Origin of the sequence: Herbihabitans rhizosphaerae, from assembly GCF_004216555.1 — a bacterium.
Lineage (GTDB): Bacteria > Actinomycetota > Actinomycetes > Mycobacteriales > Pseudonocardiaceae > Herbihabitans > Herbihabitans rhizosphaerae.
Map to the genome: position 1 here is coordinate 191,554 of NZ_SGWQ01000011.1, position 17,094 is coordinate 208,647.

The window sequence follows — 17,094 nt, forward strand, 5'->3', positions numbered from 1 at the left end:
CTGAGCGGTCAAGCTCGGATCATCCTCGGCGAAAGTCCACATTCGGCCAATTTCGGCCGAAGGAGGGACCCGGCATGACGTCGGCCCCGCACCGTCCAATGACCCCACCGGCCAGTACGGCCACCGAGCTGTCTCGGCATCCGCTCCGCTTGCGGCTGCGGCCGAAGGCGCCCACCACGGGGTATGTCGACGGTGCCTGGTGGCCACATGGCCGGGACCTCTCCTCGGAACTGCCGGCACTGCTCGCGGTGCTGGCAGTCCGCCTGGGTCCAGTCCAGCGCGTGAGCTACAACCTCACCGAATGGGACACCCCACCTCGCCGCCTGACCGTCGACGGCCAGCCGACCCGGCTCGCCGGCTTCCTGTCACAGCCCGCGCACACCATGGACGTCATCGCGTCCGATCGTGGCCGGCTCACCCTGCTCGTCGTGCCGCCCGACACCGAATCGTCCTCAGCCCACGACACCATGATGGACGCCGCCGACCGGGACAACATCGACACCGTCGACCACCTGCTCGCGGCTCCCGAGGAGACACCATGACCACCACGTACGTTTCGCGCTACGACCGCAGGGTCAAGCTCGTGCAGAACACCCTGGCGGCGCACGCCGAACTCGGTGACACCGCCGCCAAGGACCTCGCCGTGCATGTGCTCCAGGCGCTGGACCACATCCCGGAGGAAGTCCGCCGCTGATCCCGGAGCGGCTCAGTCCTCTTCGTCGTCGCGCGCCAGGTAGGTGGCCAGGCGCTCGACGGCGTCCTCGTAGTCGGGGTTGGTGTCGACGAACTCGCGCAGCTTCACGGCGAGCCAGGCCAAACTGACCTGCTCCTCGCCGCGTCGCCGCTCGAGCTCCTCGATTCCGCGATCAGTGAAGTACACGGCTCAGTCGAACGCCTTGTTGATGATCGAACGCTGCTCCAGTTCGTGCACCTTGCTCGACCCCGCAGACGGCGCGGACATCGGCCGGCGGGACACGCGGGTGACGTTGGCCAGCCGCTCGCCGAACAGCTCGCGCAGGTGCAGCCCGTAGAACGGCCACGCGCCCTGGTTGGCCGGCTCCTCCTGCACCCAGCGGAAGTCGTCGGCGTTGGCGTAGCGCTCCAGCACCGCCTCGAGCTTCTTCTTCGGCACCGGATAGAGCTGCTCGATCCGCACCACCGCGGTGTCCTGGGCGTCGCGCTTGACCTTCTCCGCGGCCAGCTCGTAGTACAGCTTGCCGGACACGAACAGCACCTTGCGCACGCCGGCCGGGTTCGCCATGTTCGGGTCGTCCAGCACCGAGGAGAACCGCGCGTGGGTGAAGTCCTCCACCGGGCTGACCGCCGCCTTGTTGCGCAGCATCGACTTCGGCGTGAACACCACCAGCGGCCGCTGCACGCCGTCCAGCGCGTGCCGGCGCAGCAGGTGGAAGTAGTTCGCCGGAGTGGACGGCAGCGCGATGGTCATCGAGCCCTCGGCACACAGCTGCAGCCACCGCTCGATGCGCCCCGACGTGTGGTCGGGGCCCTGGCCCTCGTGCCCGTGCGGCAACAGCATCGCCACGTCGGACACCTGGCCCCACTTCGCCTCCGACGAGGAGATGTACTCGTCGATCACCGACTGCGCGCCGTTGACGAAGTCGCCGAACTGCGCCTCCCAGAGCACCAGCGCCTCCGGGTTGGCCACCGAGTAGCCGTACTCGAAGCCGAGCGCCGCGTACTCCGACAGCGCCGAGTCGTACACCAGGAACCGGCCCTGGTCCTCGGACAGGTTCTGCAGCGGCGTGAACTCCTTGCCGCTCTTCCGGTCGATGATCACCGAGTGCCGCTGGGTGAACGTGCCGCGCCGGGAGTCCTGGCCGGCCAAGCGAACCAGCCGGCCCTCCAGGTTCAGCGACCCGAATGCCAGCAGCTCGGCGAACGCCCAGTCGATGTCGCCCTCGCGGGCCATCTTGGCGCGCCGTTCCAGTACCGGGCGCACCCGCGGGTGCGGGCTGAAACCGTCCGGCAGGTTGACGTGCGCGTCGGCGATCCTCTCCAGCATGTCCTTGCCGATCGCGGTCGGCACCTTGGCCGGGACCTGCTGCTCGGACTCCACCGACGGGCTCGCCATGACCGGGTGCCGCTCCAGCTCGCGCACCTCGTTGAACACGTGCTCCAGCTGTGAGGAGAAGTCCTTGAGCGCCTTCTCCGCCTCGTCGACGGAGATGTCGCCGCGCCCGATCAGCGCCTCGGTGTAGCCCTTACGGACGCTGCGCTTGGTGTCGATGATGTCGTACATCGCCGGCTGCGTCATGGACGGGTCGTCGCCCTCGTTGTGCCCGCGGCGGCGGTAGCACACCAGGTCGACCACGACGTCCTTGTTGAACGTCTGGCGGTAGTCCATGGCCAGGCGCGCCACCCAGTAGCACGCCTCCGGGTCGTCGCCGTTCACGTGGAACACCGGCGCCTGGATCATCTTCGCCACGTCGGTCGCGTACTGCGAGGAGCGCGAGTGCTCCGGCGCGGTGGTGAACCCGACCTGGTTGTTGATGATCACGTGCACGGTGCCGCCGGTGCGGTAGCCGCGCAGCAGCGCCAGGTTCAGCGTCTCGGCGACCACGCCCTGGCCGGCGAACGCCGCGTCACCGTGCAGCGCGACCGGCAGCACGGAGAACCCGCCGGAGCTGTCGCCCTTGTCGAGCATGTCCTGCTTGGCGCGGACGATGCCCTCCAGCACCGGGTCGACGGTCTCCAGGTGTGACGGGTTCGCGGTCAGCGAGACCTGCACCTCGCCGTCGCCGAACATGCGGAAGTACTTGCCCTCGGCGCCGAGGTGGTACTTCACGTCGCCGGAGCCGTGCGCCTGACCCGGGTCGAGGTTGCCCTCGAACTCCTGGAAGATCTGCGCGATCGGCTTGCCGACGATGTTGGCCAGCACGTTCAGCCGGCCGCGGTGCGGCATGCCGATGACCACCTCGTCGAGGTCGTACTCGGCGGACTTGTCCAGGATCGTGTCCAGCAGCGGGATGACCGACTCGCCGCCCTCCAGCGAGAACCGCTTCTGCCCGACGTACTTGGTCTGCAGGAACGTCTCGAAGGCCTCGGCCGCGTTCAGCTTGGACAGGATGTACTTCTGCACCGCCTGCGCCGGCTTCTCGTGCCGCACCTCGACCCGGTCCTGGATCCACTGGCGCTCGTCGGGGTCGAGAATGTAGGTGTACTCGACGCCGACCGTGCGGCAGTAGGAGTCGCGCAGCACGCCGAGCACGTCGCGCAGCTTCATGTGATCCTTGCCGGCGAATCCGCCGACGGCGAACTCCCGGTCCAGGTCCCACAGGGTGAGCCCGTGGGTGAGGACGTCGAGGTCCTTGTGCTTGCGCTGGCGGTAGTTCAGCGGATCGGTGTCGGCCATCAGGTGGCCGCGGGTGCGGAACGCGTCGATCAGCCCGAGCACGCGCGCGGTCTTGTCGACCGGGCCCTCGGCGATGTCCTCGGTCCAGCGGATCGGCTCGTACGGGATCCGCAGCGACGTGAAGATGTCGTCGTAGAACCCGTCCTCGCCGAGCAGCAGCTTGTGGATGCGGCCGAGGAACTCGCCGGACTCGGCGCCCTGGATGATCCGGTGGTCGTAGGTGGAGGTCAGCGTGATGATCTTGCTGACGCCCATCTCGACCAGGGTGCGCTCGCTGGCGCCCTGGAACGGCGCGGGGTACTCCATCGCCCCGACGCCGATGATCGCGCCCTGGCCGGCCTGCAGCCGGGGCACCGAGTGCACCGTGCCGATGCCGCCCGGGTTGGTCAGCGAGATCGTGGTGCCGGCGAAGTCGTCCGCGGTCAGCGCGTTGGAGCGCGCTTTCCGGATCAGCTCCTCGTAGGACTGCCAGAACTGCTGGAACGTCATGTCCTCGCAGCCCTTGATGGCGGCGACGACGAGCGTCCGGTTGCCGTCCTTGCCCTTCATGTCGATCGCGAGACCGAAGTTGACGTGGTCCGGCGTCACGATGCCCGGCTTGCCGTTGATCTCGGCGTAGTGCCGGTTCATGTTCGGGTAGGCGTGCAGCGCGCGCACCATCGCGTAACCGATGATGTGCGTGAACGAGACCTTGCCGCCTCGGGTGCGCTTGAGGTGGTTGTTGATCACGATGCGGTTGTCGGAGAGCAGCTTCGCCGGGACCGCGCGCACACTCGTCGCCGTCGGAACGGTGAGCGAGGTGTTCATGTTCTTCGCGATCAGCGCGGCGGCGCCACGCAGCGCCTTGCCGTTCTCGGTGGCCTTGGCCGGCTCTTTGGACGCCGACTGAGCCGGGGCCTTGGCCGGGGCGGCGGCGGGCTTGGCGGCCGCGGTGGCCGCCGGGCGCGCGGTACTGGCCGGCACCTGGCCGTTGTCGGACGACTCGGTGGGCGGTGAGCCACCGGACGGCGGCTTGGTCGCGGTCGTCGTCTCCGTCGCGGCGGGCTTCGGGGTACCAACGTCAGCGGCCGAGTTCTTCTCGGTGGTCCCGGTCCTCGGTGTGGGCTTGTAGTCCGCGAAGAAGTCATGCCACGCGGGGTCTACTGACGACGGGTCCGCCAGGAACTGCTCGTACATCTCTTCGACGAGCCACTCGTTGGGGCCGAACTGTGACGCAGGGCTGCTGGACACGGCTGGCGTTCGCCTCTATCCATCTCGATCTTGGTAGTGACACACTCTTACACCAGGCTAGTCCCCGGATCGCACCGGGTGGGAGTCGGTCGAGGCCCCGCACGCGGGTGATCTTGCGGTATCCGTCACTGAATCGATTGGGCGTGGTGAAGTCGCTGACCAGGGAACGGCGGCTGCGTCTGGCGCAGTACTTGGAAGCCGAGGCGTTGGCGAAGAAGCTGCCCGCGATGCGGGTGCGGGAGTACCTCGACTGGCTGGCGATCCCGGAGTGGATCGCACCGGCACTGGCGGCGACGAGACGCACCGGCGCCGAGCCGGACGAGGTGCTGCCGGAGAGATCCGAGGACGCCGAGGTGCGGGCGTGGCTGCGGGTGTTCGTGGCGCGCGCGAGCCTCGGCCGGCAACTGCTCGTGGCGAGCGGCATCGAGCGGTTCCCGTGGCTGTCCTGTGAGGCGCGCTCCAGCGGCTGGCTCGACGAGCTGATCGACGCGAAGGGGTACGGCCCGACGGTGGTCTCCCGCGACCGGGGCGCGCTGGTGGTGTTCTACCAGGAGGAGCACGAGTACCAGGCGTTCCTCGCGCGCCAGGACTGAATCCGCTACCCGCGAGTAGTCCGGGTTACGGTGAGCCCATGACCACGGTGGACGATCTGCGCGAGCGCACTCGCGCGCTGCTCGCCGAGCACGACCCCGGCGAGGCGCTGGCGTTCCTGCGCGCGCGGTTCGACGCGGGGCTGGCCTGGGTGCACTTCCCCGAAGGGCTCGGCGGGCTGGGGCTCGCCCGCGAGCTGCAGTCCGTCGTGGACGCCGAGCTGGCGGCGGCCGGCGCGCCGGGCAACGACCCGGAGAAGATCGGCATCGGGTTGGGCATGGCCGCGCCCACGATCCTGGCGTTCGGCACCGATGAGCAGCGCAAGCGCCTTCTCCGTCCACTGTGGACAGGCGAGGAGGTGTGGTGCCAGCTGTTCAGCGAACCCGGCGCCGGCTCCGACCTCGCCGCCGTCGGCACCCGCGCGGTCCGCGACGGGGACGGCTGGCGGGTCACCGGCCAGAAGGTGTGGACGTCCAACGCGCACAGCGCCAAGTGGGCGATCCTGCTCGCGCGCACCGACCCGGACCTGCCCAAGCACGCCGGGCTCAGCTACTTCGTGCTCGACATGACCGATCCCGGTGTCGAGGTCCGGCCGCTGCGCCAGATCACCGGCGAGGCCGAGTTCAACGAGGTGTTCCTGACCGACGCGCACATTCCCGACACGCTGCGGCTCGGCGAGGTGGGCAACGGCTGGCGGGTCGCGCAGGCCACGCTGATGAACGAGCGGGTGGCCATCGGCGGGCGCCCGATTCCGCGCGAGGGCGGCATGATCGGCGTGGTCGCCGGCACCTGGCGCGCCCGTCCCGAGTCGCGCACCGCCGAACTGCACGACCGGCTGCTGCGCGGCTGGGTGGAGTCGGAAGCGTTGCGCCTTGCGGGAATGCGGCTGCGCCAGCAGCTCGCGGTCGGTGCACCCGGTCCGGAGGGCTCGGCCATGAAGCTGGGCTTCGCGCGGCTGGCCCAGGAGCTGTCCGGGCTTGAGGTGGAGCTGCTCGCCGAGGACGGCTTGCGCTACGACGACTGGACCCTGCGCCGCCCGGACCGGGTGGAGTTCACCGGGCGCGAGGCGGGCTACCGGTACCTGCGGGCCAAGGGCAACTCGATCGAGGGCGGCACGTCGGAGATCCTGCGCAACATCATCGCCGAGCGGATTCTCGGGCTGCCCACCGAGCCGCGCGCCGACAAGGACGTGCCCTGGAAGGACCTGCCGCGATGACCGATCTACTGTACAGCGACGTCGAGGAGGACCTGCGGGCGAGCGTGCGCGATCTGCTCGCCGACCGGGTGGACGCGGCGGCGATCCTGGCCAGGTGCGAGACCGGCGAGCCGCACGACCGGGACACCTGGCGGGCGCTCGCCGAGGTCGGCGTGACCTCTCTGCAGGTGCCCGAGGAGCTCGGCGGCCAGGGCGCGTCGCTGCGGGAAACCGCTGTGGCACAAGAGGAACTGGGCCGGGCGGTGGCGCCGGTGCCGTTCCTGGGCAGCGCCGTCCTGGCCACCGCCGCGCTGCTCGACTGCGGTGCGGACGACCTGACCAGAGCACTCGCAGAGGGCACCGCCACAGCCACGCTCGCGGTGTCGCTGGCCACCGCGCCGGGTGCGGCGTTCCCGTCCGGTGTGTCCGTCGTGGGCGGCCGGCTCGGCGGTGTGGTCCGGGCGGTCGCCGACACCTCGATCGCCGACCTGCTCGTGGTGCCGGCGATCGGTGACGGCGGTCCCGAACTGCACGCCGTGCGGGTGGCCGATGTCGGGGTGACGATCACGCCGTCGGTGTCGCTGGACCTGACCAGGCCGGTGGCCGACGTGGAGCTGACCGGGGTGGCGTCCGAACGGCTCGCCGGGCCGGACCGCGCCGAGTCCACTGTGGACAACTCGCTGCTGGTCGGTGCCGGAATGCTTGCCGCGGAACAGGTCGGGCTCGCCGAGTGGTGCGTTCAGTCCACTGTGGACTATCTGAGGGAGCGGCACCAGTTCGGCCGGCCGGTCGGCTCGTTCCAGGCGCTCAAGCACCGGCTGGCCGACCTGTGGTCGTCGCTCGTGTCGGCGCGCGCCGCGTCCCGGTACGCGGCGGACACCCTGGCCACCGGCGATCCTGACGCGCGCATCGCGGTGCACCTCGCCGCGTCGTTCTGCTCGGCGCTGGCCGTGCGGGCGGCCGAGGAGTGCGTGCAACTGCACGGCGGGATCGGCATGACCTGGGAACACCCGGCGCACCTGTACCTCAAGCGGGCCAAGGCGAACGAGATCGCGCTCGGCACGCCGGGCACGCACCGTACTCGGTTGGCTCCGCTGGTGGACCTGCCGGCGTAGGCTGGGACGCATGGGAGCGTTCGGACAGCTTTTCGGCAACGGCAAGCTCCGCAAGGAGAGCGCCGACGAGGACGGCGGCGGCCAGTGGGGTGACCCGGGTCCGCTCGACCTGGACAGCGGCGTGGTTCGCGTGCCCCGCAAGGAATCCCAGCCGCCCGCGGAGGACGAGCAGGCCGAGGACGCCGAGTAAAGCCGAGAAAATCGGAGGCGCCACGCCGCGCCGCTGGTTAACGTGCCGGTGTGACGCTGACTGTTCGTGACTTCCGACCGTCCGATGTGGAGGCTGCCTCCGCAGCGGTGCGGGCCGGTGTGCCACACCTGGCCATCGGGCGACCGGAGATGTTCCTCTGGTTGGTCGAGAACGCGCCCGCGGCGCAGCGGCTGCGCGCGTTCGTGGCCGAGCTGGACGGTCAGGTCGTCGGCGTCGTGCGCGCGAACCTGCACAACGAGACCAGCGAGCCGGGGCAGGCGTCGGCCAACCTGACCGTGCACCCCGACCATCGCGGCAAGGGCGCCGGCACCGCGCTGATCACGCGAGCCGAGGAGTACCTGCGCGAGATCGGCGCCACCCAGATGTACTCGTGGGCCGTGGACGAGCCGCGCGCGCTGGCCTTCGCCGAGCGGCACGGGTTCCGGCTCGGCAGCGCGGCGACGTTCCAGCGGTTGGACCTCACCGGTGAGCTGCCCGCGATCCCGGCAACCCCGGACGGTATCTCGCTTGCGACGGCGGCCGACTACGCCGACGACCCGCGCCCAGTCTACGACGTCGATGTCGAGGCCACCCTGGACGAGCCGAGCGACGTGGACGCGGTCTCCTACTCCGACTGGCTCGCGATGCACTGGGAGCGCCCGGATCTGGACCGCGAGCTGAGCGTGCTGGCGGTTGCCGACGGCGTGATCGTGGCGTTCACCTCCGCCATGACCGACGGCCGCACTCGGTACTTCTCCGGCATGACCGGCAGCAGGCGCGCGGTTCGCGGGCAGGGGCTGGCCAAGCTGGTGAAGGCGCACTCGCTGCACCGCGCGCGGGCCGCCGGGTACACCGAGGCTTTCACCGGAAACGACCTGACCAACCAGCCGATGCTCGCGATCAACCGCTGGTTCGGCTACCAGCCGGCCCAGGGCGAGCGCCGCGCCATCCGCGATCTCTGAGCGCGATCAGAACGGCGGCACCGAACTGGTGGCGGCGGCGCCACCGTCGCCTCTCTCCGTCGTCTGCAGTTCGATTTCCCAGTTCGAGCTGGGGTGGAACGGCTCGTCGAACTTCTCGAACCCACAACCCCTTGTGAACCCGCGCCTGCCGGCGTCCCAGTCCACACCGCTCTTGAGGTACACCTCGTAGGTGCCGGACAGTCCGGTCAGCTTGGTGTTGCTGTTGGCGTGCACGTAGATGGTGGCCTGTGGGATGGCCGGATTTCCGGTCACCGCCGAGACGGCGTAGTCGCTCGCGGAACCGTTCCTGATCAGCAACTCACCGCTGCCGCGCCGACCGGCCCGCTGCACGATCTCTCCGTTGCGCGCCCTGCGGTTCAGCTCTGGTGGCGGCGGCGGGATGACCGGTGGCGGTGGCAGCATCTCCGCACCGAACCGCAGGCCGACGTTGGTCAGGCCGGCCTCCAGCCATCCGGGCAGCTCGACGGACCGGTACGTCAGCAGCTTGGCGCTGGCGAGGTCGATCTCTGGTGTCGGGATGCCACAGATATTGGGCGGGACGCCGGAATTGACCGGCACGTCGATCCGGGTGGCACCGAGGGCGGTCAGGACGTCCTGGTGTCGCTCGCCCACCTCCGTCGGCGGCTTGACCGGCGCCACGGCCGCCCGCTGCTGATCGAGTACCGCCTGGAGGTCCTTGCGGGCGGCGGTGAGCTCGGCGACGGTGCCGGTGGCGAGCATCCGCTCGACGGCGGGTCGCACGGTCTGCTCGACACCGGTGAGCATTCGCTGGTAGTCCGCGAGCGGCATGCCCGCCGAGGAGCCTTCCGCGGCACCGGGCTCGCTGGTGCATCCGGTGGCGCACAACAGAATCGCGCCCGCGACGGCGAGCGCGGCGATCTTGGTGGTGTCCCCCATGGGCGGAGCGTATGGGCACGCGGCTGGGACCGGTACCGCCGTGCGGGTCAGCCGTCGGCGGCGGCTCCGGCGTGCTCGCGAGTGCCGGCGCGCCACAGGCGGGTGTAGTGCCCGCCGGCGTCGACCAGCTCGGCGTGCGTGCCCTGCTCGACGATCTTCCCGCCGTCCAGCACCACGATCCGGTCCGCGCGCGCCGCGGTGGCCAGCCGGTGCGCGACCACGAACGTGGTGCGCGTACTGGCCAGCCGGTCGGCCGCGGCCAGCACGGCCGCCTCGGTCGAGGGATCGAGCGCCGCGGTCGCCTCGTCCAGCAGCAGCACGTCCGGGTCGACCAGTTCGGCGCGGGCCAGCGCGACGAGCTGCCGTTGCCCGGCGGACAGGCTCTGCCCGCGCTCGCCGACCTCCTGGCGGAACCCGGACGGCAGCGTGGCCACCATCGGCAGGCCGCCGACCGCCCGTGTCGCCCGCTCGACGTCGGCGAGTGGCGCGTCCGGCTCGCCGTAGGCCACGTTCGCCGCGACGTCCCCGGTGAACAGGTGCGCCTCCTGCGGCACCACGCCGAGCCGGTGGTGGAACGCGGCCGGGTCGTAGCGGCGCAGGTCCACGCCGTCCACGAGAACGGCGCCGTCCGTCGGGTCGTAGAACCGCGCGACCAGCTTCACCAGTGTGGACTTCCCGGCACCGGTGGCACCGACGAGTGCGACCGTCTCACCGGGACGGACGTGCAGCGAGATCCCTTGCAGCGCTGGGGTTTCCGTACCCGCGTAGGCGAACGACACGTCGCGCAGCTCGATCTCGCCGCGCAGCCGGGCCGGCACCGCGACCGGCTCGTCCGGCGCCGGCACCGTGGTCGGGGTGCGCAGCAGGTCGCCGATCCGGCGCAGCCCGACGCGCGCCTGCTGGTAGCCGTCGAACACGCCGGACAGTTGCTGCACCGGCGCGAAGAAGAGCCCGAGGTAGAGCAGGAACGCCATCAGCACGCCGGGGGACAGCTCGCCGGTGGCCACCCGGTGCGCGCCGACCACGAGCACCGCCGCGCGGGCCACGCCGGACAGCATGTCCACGAACGGGAAGTACGTCGCGATGTAGCGCTGCGCCCGCGCGCGGATGCGCCGGTAGGCGTCGCTGCGCTCGGCGAACGCCTTGGCCGACACGTCCTCGCGGGTGAACGCCTGTGACACCCGCAGCCCGGTCACGTTCTCCTGCATGTCCGCGTTCACCGCGCTGACCCGCTCGCGCGCCTCCGCGTACGCCCGGCTGGACAGCCGCTGGAAGATCACCGTCGCGACGATCACGATGGGCAGCACCGCCAGTGCGACCATGGCCAGCGACAGATCGGTGATCAGCAGCGCGCCGGTCACCCCGACCACGGTGAGCAGGCTCGCCGTCGCGGTGGTGAGCCCGGTCTGCAGGAACGTGGACAGCGCGTCCACGTCGGTGGTCATCCTGGTCATGATCCGGCCGGCCAGCTCACGCTCGTAGTAGTCGAGCCCGAGCCGCTGCAGGTGCGCGTAACTGCGCACGCGCAACAGGAACAGCAGCCGCTCGCCGAGCCGGGTGGTGACCATCGTGTTCGCCACCGAGGCCAGCCAGCCGACGGCGACCAGCACGGTGGCCAGCAGTGCGGCCGTCCACAGTGGACCGTCGCGGCCGGTGAGCACGCCGGAGTCCACGCCGTGCCGCACCAGCGTGGGCAGCCCCATCGACACCAGCGCGTCGGCGATCATCAGCACGCCGGCCAGCGCCAACGCGGCACGCACCGGGCGCAGCAGCCGGCGCAGCCGGAAACCGGGATCCGGCGCGGTCGGGTCCTCGCCGTCCAGTCGCGGCCGCTCCTCGGCGGGCGGCAGCGCGCGCACCTGGTCGAGGAGTTCGGCCGTGGGTGGCAGCGCGCCGATCGTCGTGCCGCCGCCACCGCCGCGCCCGCCGGGGAGCCGCCCGCCGCCCGAGGTGCGCAGCGCCGCCGACGCGGTGGCCGCCTCGGGTTCGTCGGCCGGCTCCGGCCACAGCGCCGGTGTCACGCCCTCGTCGTCCGGCTCCAGATCGGCGGCCGCGCGGCGGTGCGGGTCCTCGATCGCCTCGCCCGGCCCGGACAGCAGGCACCGGTACAGCTCACAGCGCGCGGTCAGCTCCTCGTGCGTGCCGACGTCGACGAGCTTTCCCTTGTCCAGCACGGCGATCCGGTTCGCCAGGGCCAGTGTGGACCGGCGGTGCGCGATCAGCAGCGTGGTGCGCTCGGCGGTGACCGCGCGCAGCGTGTCGTGGATGGCCGCTTCCGTCGAGGCGTCGACCGCCGAGGTCGCGTCGTCCAGCACGAGCACCCGGGGGTCGCTGAGCAGCGCGCGGGCCAGTGCCACCCGCTGGCGCTGCCCGCCGGACAGGGTGAGCCCCCGCTCGCCGACCACCGTGTCGTACCCGTCGGGCAGGTCGGCGATGAACTCGTCGGCCTGCGCGGCCACCGCGGCGGCGCGCACCTCCTCGGCGGTGGCGTCCGGACTGCCGTAGGCGATGTTGGCGAACACCGTGTCGGAGAAGAGAAAGGCCTCCTCGAACACCACGCCCAGCGCGCCGCGCAGCGAGGCGATCTCGAGGTCGCGGACGTCCGTCTGTCCGATGTGGACACTGCCGGACTGGACGTCGTAGAACCGGGGGAGCAGCAGCGAGACGGTCGACTTGCCCGAGCCGGCCGTACCGACCAGCGCCAGTGTCTCGCCCGGGTCGACGTGCAGGCTCACCCCGTCCAGCACCGGCTCGCTGCGCGTGTAGCCGAAGCGCACGTCGCGCAGCTCGACCGCGAGCGGCCCGTCCGGCACCTTCGCCGCGTCCGGCTTCTCCCGCACGTCCGGCTGCGAGTCGATCAGCTCGTACACCCGCTCCACGCCGGCCCGCGCGAGTTGCGCGTTGATCAGCAGGGCGGACAGCAGGCGGGTCGGGCCGACCAGGTTCGTCACGTACGCGGCGAACGCCAGGAACGTGCCCAGCGACAGCGCGTCGTGCATGGCCATCGCGCCGCCCAGTGCCAGCACGGCCACCTGCCCGGCGGCCGGCGCGGCGACCAGCGTGGCCTGCGGGCGCGCGGTCAGCGACGCGCTGCGCATCCGCTCGGCGAACAGCCGGCGCGCGGCCGACTCCAGGCGGCTCACCTCGCGCGCCTCCTGGCCGAAGCCCTTCACCACGCGCACGCCGGTGACCGTCTCCTCGACGTGCTGGGCGAGGTCGGCCGCGCGCTGTTGCGCCGACCAGGTCGCGGGGAACAGCACCTTGCGGCTGCGCACCGCCACCAACGCCACCATCGGCACCACGACCAGCGCGACCACGGTGAGCAGCGGCGACAGCCACAGCATCGCGGCCAGCGCGGCGATCGCGAACACCACGTTGCCGATCGAGTACGGCACCATCGACAGCAGCCCCTGCACGAGCTGCAGGTCGGTGATCGAGCGGGACACCACCTGGCCGGTGCGCATTTTGTCCTGCGCGCCGCCGTCCAGCCGCTGTACCGCGCCGAACACGGCCTGCCGCAGGTCGTGCTGGACGTCGAGGGCGAGCCGTCCGCCGAGGTAGCGGCGCACGAACGCACTGCCGAAGGTGAGCAGCTCCAGCCCGATCAGCGTGATCACGAGCCAGCTCAGCCGGTCGGTGCGGCCGGCGACCGCGTCGTCCACGGCGAAGGCCACCAGCAGCGGGCCGAACGCCTGGAACCCGACCCCGATCACGGACGCGCCGACCGAGGCGAGCACCAGCTTGCGGTGCCGCCAGCAGGCCGCGTTCAGCCTGCGGATCCAGCCGGTCGGGTTCTCGGGTGCTGACACCAGACCAGGTTACGGATCACCTCCGACAACCGTGCCAAGCTGACCGGCATGCGATCAGTACGCATGGAGCAGCGGGCGGTGTTCGAGCCGCCGCGCGACGGCGACGTGCTGGTGTCGGCCGACGTCGGCCCGCACGGCGAACTCGTCACGCTCTGGGCCGCCGAGGCGGATCGCGAGGCGCTGCACGGGCGCACCGTCGCGCCGAGTGGCGTGTCCCACGCGCACACCAGGACCGAGCGGCCGGTGACCGTGCGGGTGTGCGTGCACTACGACGACACCGTGCACCAGGTGGAGATCGACAAGTTCCGGCTCGCCCACCCGTCGGTGCAGCCGCTGCCGGACGGGCGGCTGCTCGCCGTCGGTGCGCGCTGTCGGTCGGACAACGGCGGGCCGGAGCGCAACGCGGTCGTGTACGACGAGCGCGGGCGCAAGATCACCGCGGCCAGCGTCGGCGACGGGGTGAACCACGTGCGGACCACGCCGTCCGGTGCGATCTGGGTCGGGTACTTCGACGAGGGCATCACTGGGATCGGCGCGCCCGGGATCGTGCGGTTCGACCAGGATCTCCAGGTCGCGTGGCGGTTTCCGGTCAACGTGCTGGACGACGGCATCCTCGATTGCTATGCGCTCAACTCAGATGGTGAGAACATCTGGGCGTGCACCTACCCCGAGTTTCCGGTGATCCGGATCGACGGCGAGCGGGTCACGTCGTGGCGTAACCGGCTGCGAGGTGTGGACGCGCTGATCACCGACGGGCGGCGGTGCGCACTGGTCGGCGGCTACGGCAGCGATCGCGACCGGCTGATGATCGGGCAGTTGGACGGCGGCGGCTACAACCCTCGTGATCGCCGCCGTCTCGTGACACCGCCCGGTGACCGCATTGCGATCACCGGGCGGTGTTCGACGCTGCACGTGGTCGCCGGCCACACGTGGTGGACGCTCGACCTCGCTGATCTCTGATCAGGTGATGTCGCGCCGCTGGTTGCGCGCGAGTCCGGACACGAAGAACAGCATGCTCCAGCCGATGAAGATCAACGCGCTGGCCCAGAGGGCGAACGCGCCGGGTGCGCCGGCCGCGAACCGCATCGCCGCCTGGAAGGTGTCGACCGCCCGGTCGGAGATGGGCTTGCCCTGGGCGAGTTCCTCGATCTGCTTCTGGATCAGATCCGCGGCGGTCGAGCCGGTCAGGCCGTTCGCCGACCCGTTCGGCAGCGCACCGGCGATGTTCGGCTTTCCGTCGGCGAACCCGGTGAGCACGATCTCGCTGACCGGGCCGACGATGATCGCGTAGATCAACAACACGATCACCGACGCCACCGGCGAGCCCATCAGCGCGCCGACACCCAGGCCGAGCAGAGTCCACAGGACGGTGGACACGATGCCCATCAGCGCGATCAGCATCCACTGGCCGCCCTCGGGCAGGATGTCGGAATCCGAGCCGGCCAGCGTGCCGAGGCTGGCGCCGAGGACGATCACGATGCCGTAGATCGCGCCCCACAGCACGTAGGTGATCGCCTTCGCGCTGAGCAGCGCGGGACGGCTGGACGCGGTGAGGAAGCTGGTGGTGATCGTCTTGCGGTGCAGCTCGGACGAGAGCGCCAGTGCTCCGAAGATCAGCGGGAACATCGTGGAGATGTTGATCGCCCTGGTCAGCGCGATCACGCCGAAGGAGACGGAGTCCTTCCCGATCCCGGCGGACTTGATGAAGTCCTCACGGTAGACGTCGTCGGCGATGTCGGAGGTCAGCGCGCCGACACCCCACGCCATGGCCAGCGCCACGATGAAGGTGGGGATCATCAGGCCCCACCACATCTTGGTGGTGAGGATCTTGCGGAACTCCGCGTTGATCAACCTGCCCATCAGGCGTTGCCTCCCTGTCCGCCCTGGTAGCCCTGGTGCTGGTCGTAACCCTGCGGCGGTGGCGGCGCCTGCGGCACCGGCCCGCTCTGCGGGTTCCAACCTCCGGGCTGCGCGCCCTGGGGCAGTTGCACCGGCGCGGCGTACCCGCCCGGCGGCGTGCCGTGTGCCCCCGGCGGCAACTGGCCGAACTGCGGGGGGTTCTGCGGTGCCGCGTACTGGCCGCTGGTGAGCCGGAAGAACAGCTCCTCCAGATCGGCCCGCTCCTCCTGGACGCCGTACAGTGCGACACCGGCCTTCGCCGCGACGTCGCCGACCTGTTGCACGGTCACGCCGGGAATCGCGATCTTGCCGTCCTGGGTCGGCGTGGCCCCGGAGAGCCCGGCCTCCTGCAGCGCGCCGACCAGCTTGTTCGGGTCGGACGGCTGGGCGATCACCCGCGACTGCTGCGACTTCCGCAGATCATCGAGCATGCCGTAGTACATGGTCTGGCCGCGGCTGATGATCACGACCTGATCGATGGTCTGCTCGACCTCGGCCAGCAGGTGCGAGGAGATCAACACCGTGCGGCCGCCACCGGCGAAGCTGCGCAGGAACGTGCGCAGCCAGGCGATGCCCTCGGGGTCCAGACCGTTGGCCGGCTCGTCGAGCACCAGCACCTGCGGGTCGCCCAGCAGCGCGGTGGCCAGTGCCAGGCGCTGTTTCATACCGAGGGAGAACCCGCCGGCCTTGCGGTGCGCCGCCTCACCGAGGCCGACGAGGTGCAGCACCTCGTCACACCGCTGGTCCGGGATGCCCATCGCGGCCGCGTACACCCGCAGGTGGTTGCGTGCCGATCTGGTCGGGTGGAATCCCTGGGCCTCGAGCACGGCGCCGACCACCCGGCCGGGGTTGCCGAGGTGGTTGAACGGCTGGCCGTTGATCGTCGCCCAACCGGCGGTGGGCGTGACCAAACCGAGCAGCATGCGCAGGGTCGTGGTCTTGCCCGCGCCGTTCGGGCCGAGGAAGCCGGTTACCGATCCCGGTTCCACGTGGAAGCTGAGGTTCTGCACCGCGCCCACCTGACCGAAGTGCTTGGTCAGGTTCTGGACAACGATGCGACCGCTGCCGTCGTGCACAGGGCCTCCCTGTTCGCCTGGCGATTGCTGGCGACATCTTGCCCTATGCGATCAGCGGCCGTGCCGCGACGGGCCCTTCCGCACACGATGCCCGGTCGCGTCACCGATCAGTTGCCGATGCGCCATCCGCCAGACCTGGCACGGCCACCGCTTGCCGCGCCATCCGCGTGGGCAGGCCTGGCAGCGCCGGTCGTGGTCGGGCTGGTGCACGGTCAGCAGCAGACGCCACCCTTCGGCCAGCCGGTGCAACTCGGTGCGGGCCAGTGCTTCCACGGTCCGCGGGTCGCCGCCGTCGGCCACATGGTCCAGCAGGTCGAGCCGTCGAAGCACGGCGTCGCGGATGGCGTCGTCGCTCATCGCGGCGGCCCGGTCGGTACGTCGGCGACCGCCTCGCCGAGGACCTTGGCCAGCGTGCTCGCCTGCTGCGGCGAGAACACGGCGGACGCGCCGGGCGGCTGGACCAGGACCACGCCGTCACCGGCTGTCAGTACGGTCAGCGCCCTGTCACGGCCGAACGGATCGTGGCAGCTGATGCGCCAGCGGAGTTCGTTCATGGGACTTCCTTCACACCGTGTAGGGCTGTGTCACTCCTTTGTCGTCATCGGCAAGATCAGTACTAATCCGTAGCCAGGTTCACACCATCGGTTAGTTTGTCCTGCGCATCACCCATTCGTGACCCTTTCGCGGAGGCATCCACCGGGTATCGATTCGAAGCCAGGTGAGGCGCTTGTCCGAG

At 70.6% G+C, this 17,094-nt stretch carries 16 protein-coding genes; 8 read left to right on the forward strand and 8 right to left on the reverse strand.

Going from position 1 to position 17,094, the window contains the following annotated elements:
• Positions 1 to 74: 74 nt before the first annotated feature.
• Positions 75 to 542, forward strand: coding sequence for a DUF5994 family protein (locus EV193_RS27000; RefSeq protein ID WP_242613701.1), 468 nt, complete (start codon positions 75 to 77; stop codon positions 540 to 542).
• A complete protein-coding gene (locus tag EV193_RS33520; RefSeq protein ID WP_165401520.1) occupies positions 539 to 694 on the forward strand; it encodes a DUF6307 family protein in 156 nt (51 codons plus the stop codon). Before EV193_RS27000 ends, EV193_RS33520 begins: the two co-directional genes overlap by 4 nt.
• A gap of 12 nt (positions 695 to 706) precedes the next feature.
• On the opposite strand, the gene EV193_RS33525 is transcribed toward EV193_RS33520, so the two are convergent.
• Positions 707 to 880, reverse strand: a complete 174-nt coding sequence (locus tag EV193_RS33525; protein ID WP_165401521.1) for a DUF6104 family protein — start codon at positions 878 to 880, stop codon at positions 707 to 709.
• 3 nt (positions 881 to 883) lie between these two features.
• Positions 884 to 4,549 carry a multifunctional oxoglutarate decarboxylase/oxoglutarate dehydrogenase thiamine pyrophosphate-binding subunit/dihydrolipoyllysine-residue succinyltransferase subunit gene (locus tag EV193_RS27005; protein WP_242613708.1) on the reverse strand — a complete coding sequence of 1,222 codons (3,666 nt, stop codon included), beginning with the start codon at positions 4,547 to 4,549 and terminating at the stop codon, positions 884 to 886.
• Positions 4,550 to 4,746: 197 nt separating this feature from the next.
• Here EV193_RS27005 and EV193_RS27010 point away from each other — a divergent pair, with 197 nt between their 5' ends.
• From EV193_RS27010 to EV193_RS27030, 5 genes are read left to right on the forward strand one after another with little or no spacing between them, the layout of a single operon-like run.
• Positions 4,747 to 5,196: a hypothetical protein gene (locus EV193_RS27010; protein ID WP_130347734.1), complete on the forward strand. Its 450-nt coding sequence runs from the start codon at positions 4,747 to 4,749 to the stop codon at positions 5,194 to 5,196.
• 38 nt (positions 5,197 to 5,234) lie between these two features.
• A complete protein-coding gene (locus EV193_RS27015) occupies positions 5,235 to 6,410 on the forward strand; it encodes an acyl-CoA dehydrogenase family protein (protein WP_130347735.1) in 1,176 nt (391 codons plus the stop codon).
• A complete protein-coding gene (locus EV193_RS27020) occupies positions 6,407 to 7,504 on the forward strand; it encodes an acyl-CoA dehydrogenase family protein (RefSeq protein WP_130347736.1) in 1,098 nt (365 codons plus the stop codon). The genes EV193_RS27015 and EV193_RS27020 overlap by 4 nt, the downstream gene beginning before the upstream one ends.
• Positions 7,505 to 7,514: 10 nt before the next feature.
• Positions 7,515 to 7,694 carry a hypothetical protein gene (locus EV193_RS27025; RefSeq protein WP_130347737.1) on the forward strand — a complete coding sequence of 60 codons (180 nt, stop codon included), beginning with the start codon at positions 7,515 to 7,517 and terminating at the stop codon, positions 7,692 to 7,694.
• Between the two features lie 50 nt (positions 7,695 to 7,744).
• Positions 7,745 to 8,656, forward strand: coding sequence for a GNAT family N-acetyltransferase (locus EV193_RS27030; protein ID WP_130347738.1), 912 nt, complete (start codon positions 7,745 to 7,747; stop codon positions 8,654 to 8,656).
• Positions 8,657 to 8,662: 6 nt separating this feature from the next.
• On the opposite strand, the gene EV193_RS27035 is transcribed toward EV193_RS27030, so the two are convergent.
• On the reverse strand, positions 8,663 to 9,574 hold the full coding sequence (locus tag EV193_RS27035) for a hypothetical protein (RefSeq protein ID WP_130347739.1): 912 nt from the start codon (positions 9,572 to 9,574) through the stop codon (positions 8,663 to 8,665).
• A 47-nt stretch (positions 9,575 to 9,621) separates the two neighbouring features.
• Positions 9,622 to 13,386, reverse strand: coding sequence for an ABC transporter ATP-binding protein (locus tag EV193_RS27040; protein WP_130347740.1), 3,765 nt, complete (start codon positions 13,384 to 13,386; stop codon positions 9,622 to 9,624).
• 45 nt (positions 13,387 to 13,431) lie between these two features.
• Between EV193_RS27040 and EV193_RS27045 the strand changes: the two genes are divergently transcribed.
• Entirely contained in the window at positions 13,432 to 14,343 is a 912-nt protein-coding gene (locus EV193_RS27045) for a hypothetical protein (RefSeq protein WP_130347741.1), read from the forward strand.
• Here the strand turns inward: EV193_RS27045 and EV193_RS27050 are convergent, their stop codons facing one another.
• The 4 genes from EV193_RS27050 to EV193_RS27065 are packed head-to-tail and all read right to left on the reverse strand — an operon-like array spanning position 14,344 to position 16,912.
• Complete coding sequence (locus EV193_RS27050; RefSeq protein ID WP_130347742.1) at positions 14,344 to 15,243, reverse strand: ABC transporter permease subunit; 900 nt, start codon at positions 15,241 to 15,243, stop codon at positions 14,344 to 14,346.
• Entirely contained in the window at positions 15,243 to 16,358 is a 1,116-nt protein-coding gene (locus EV193_RS27055; protein ID WP_130347743.1) for an ABC transporter ATP-binding protein, read from the reverse strand. Before EV193_RS27055 ends, EV193_RS27050 begins: the two co-directional genes overlap by 1 nt.
• A gap of 51 nt (positions 16,359 to 16,409) precedes the next feature.
• The gene (locus EV193_RS27060) at positions 16,410 to 16,715 is read right to left on the reverse strand and encodes a hypothetical protein (RefSeq protein ID WP_130347744.1); all 306 of its coding nucleotides are present in this window, start codon (positions 16,713 to 16,715) and stop codon (positions 16,410 to 16,412) included.
• Complete coding sequence (locus EV193_RS27065; protein ID WP_130347745.1) at positions 16,712 to 16,912, reverse strand: hypothetical protein; 201 nt, start codon at positions 16,910 to 16,912, stop codon at positions 16,712 to 16,714. The genes EV193_RS27060 and EV193_RS27065 overlap by 4 nt, the downstream gene beginning before the upstream one ends.
• Positions 16,913 to 17,094 lie beyond the last annotated feature (182 nt).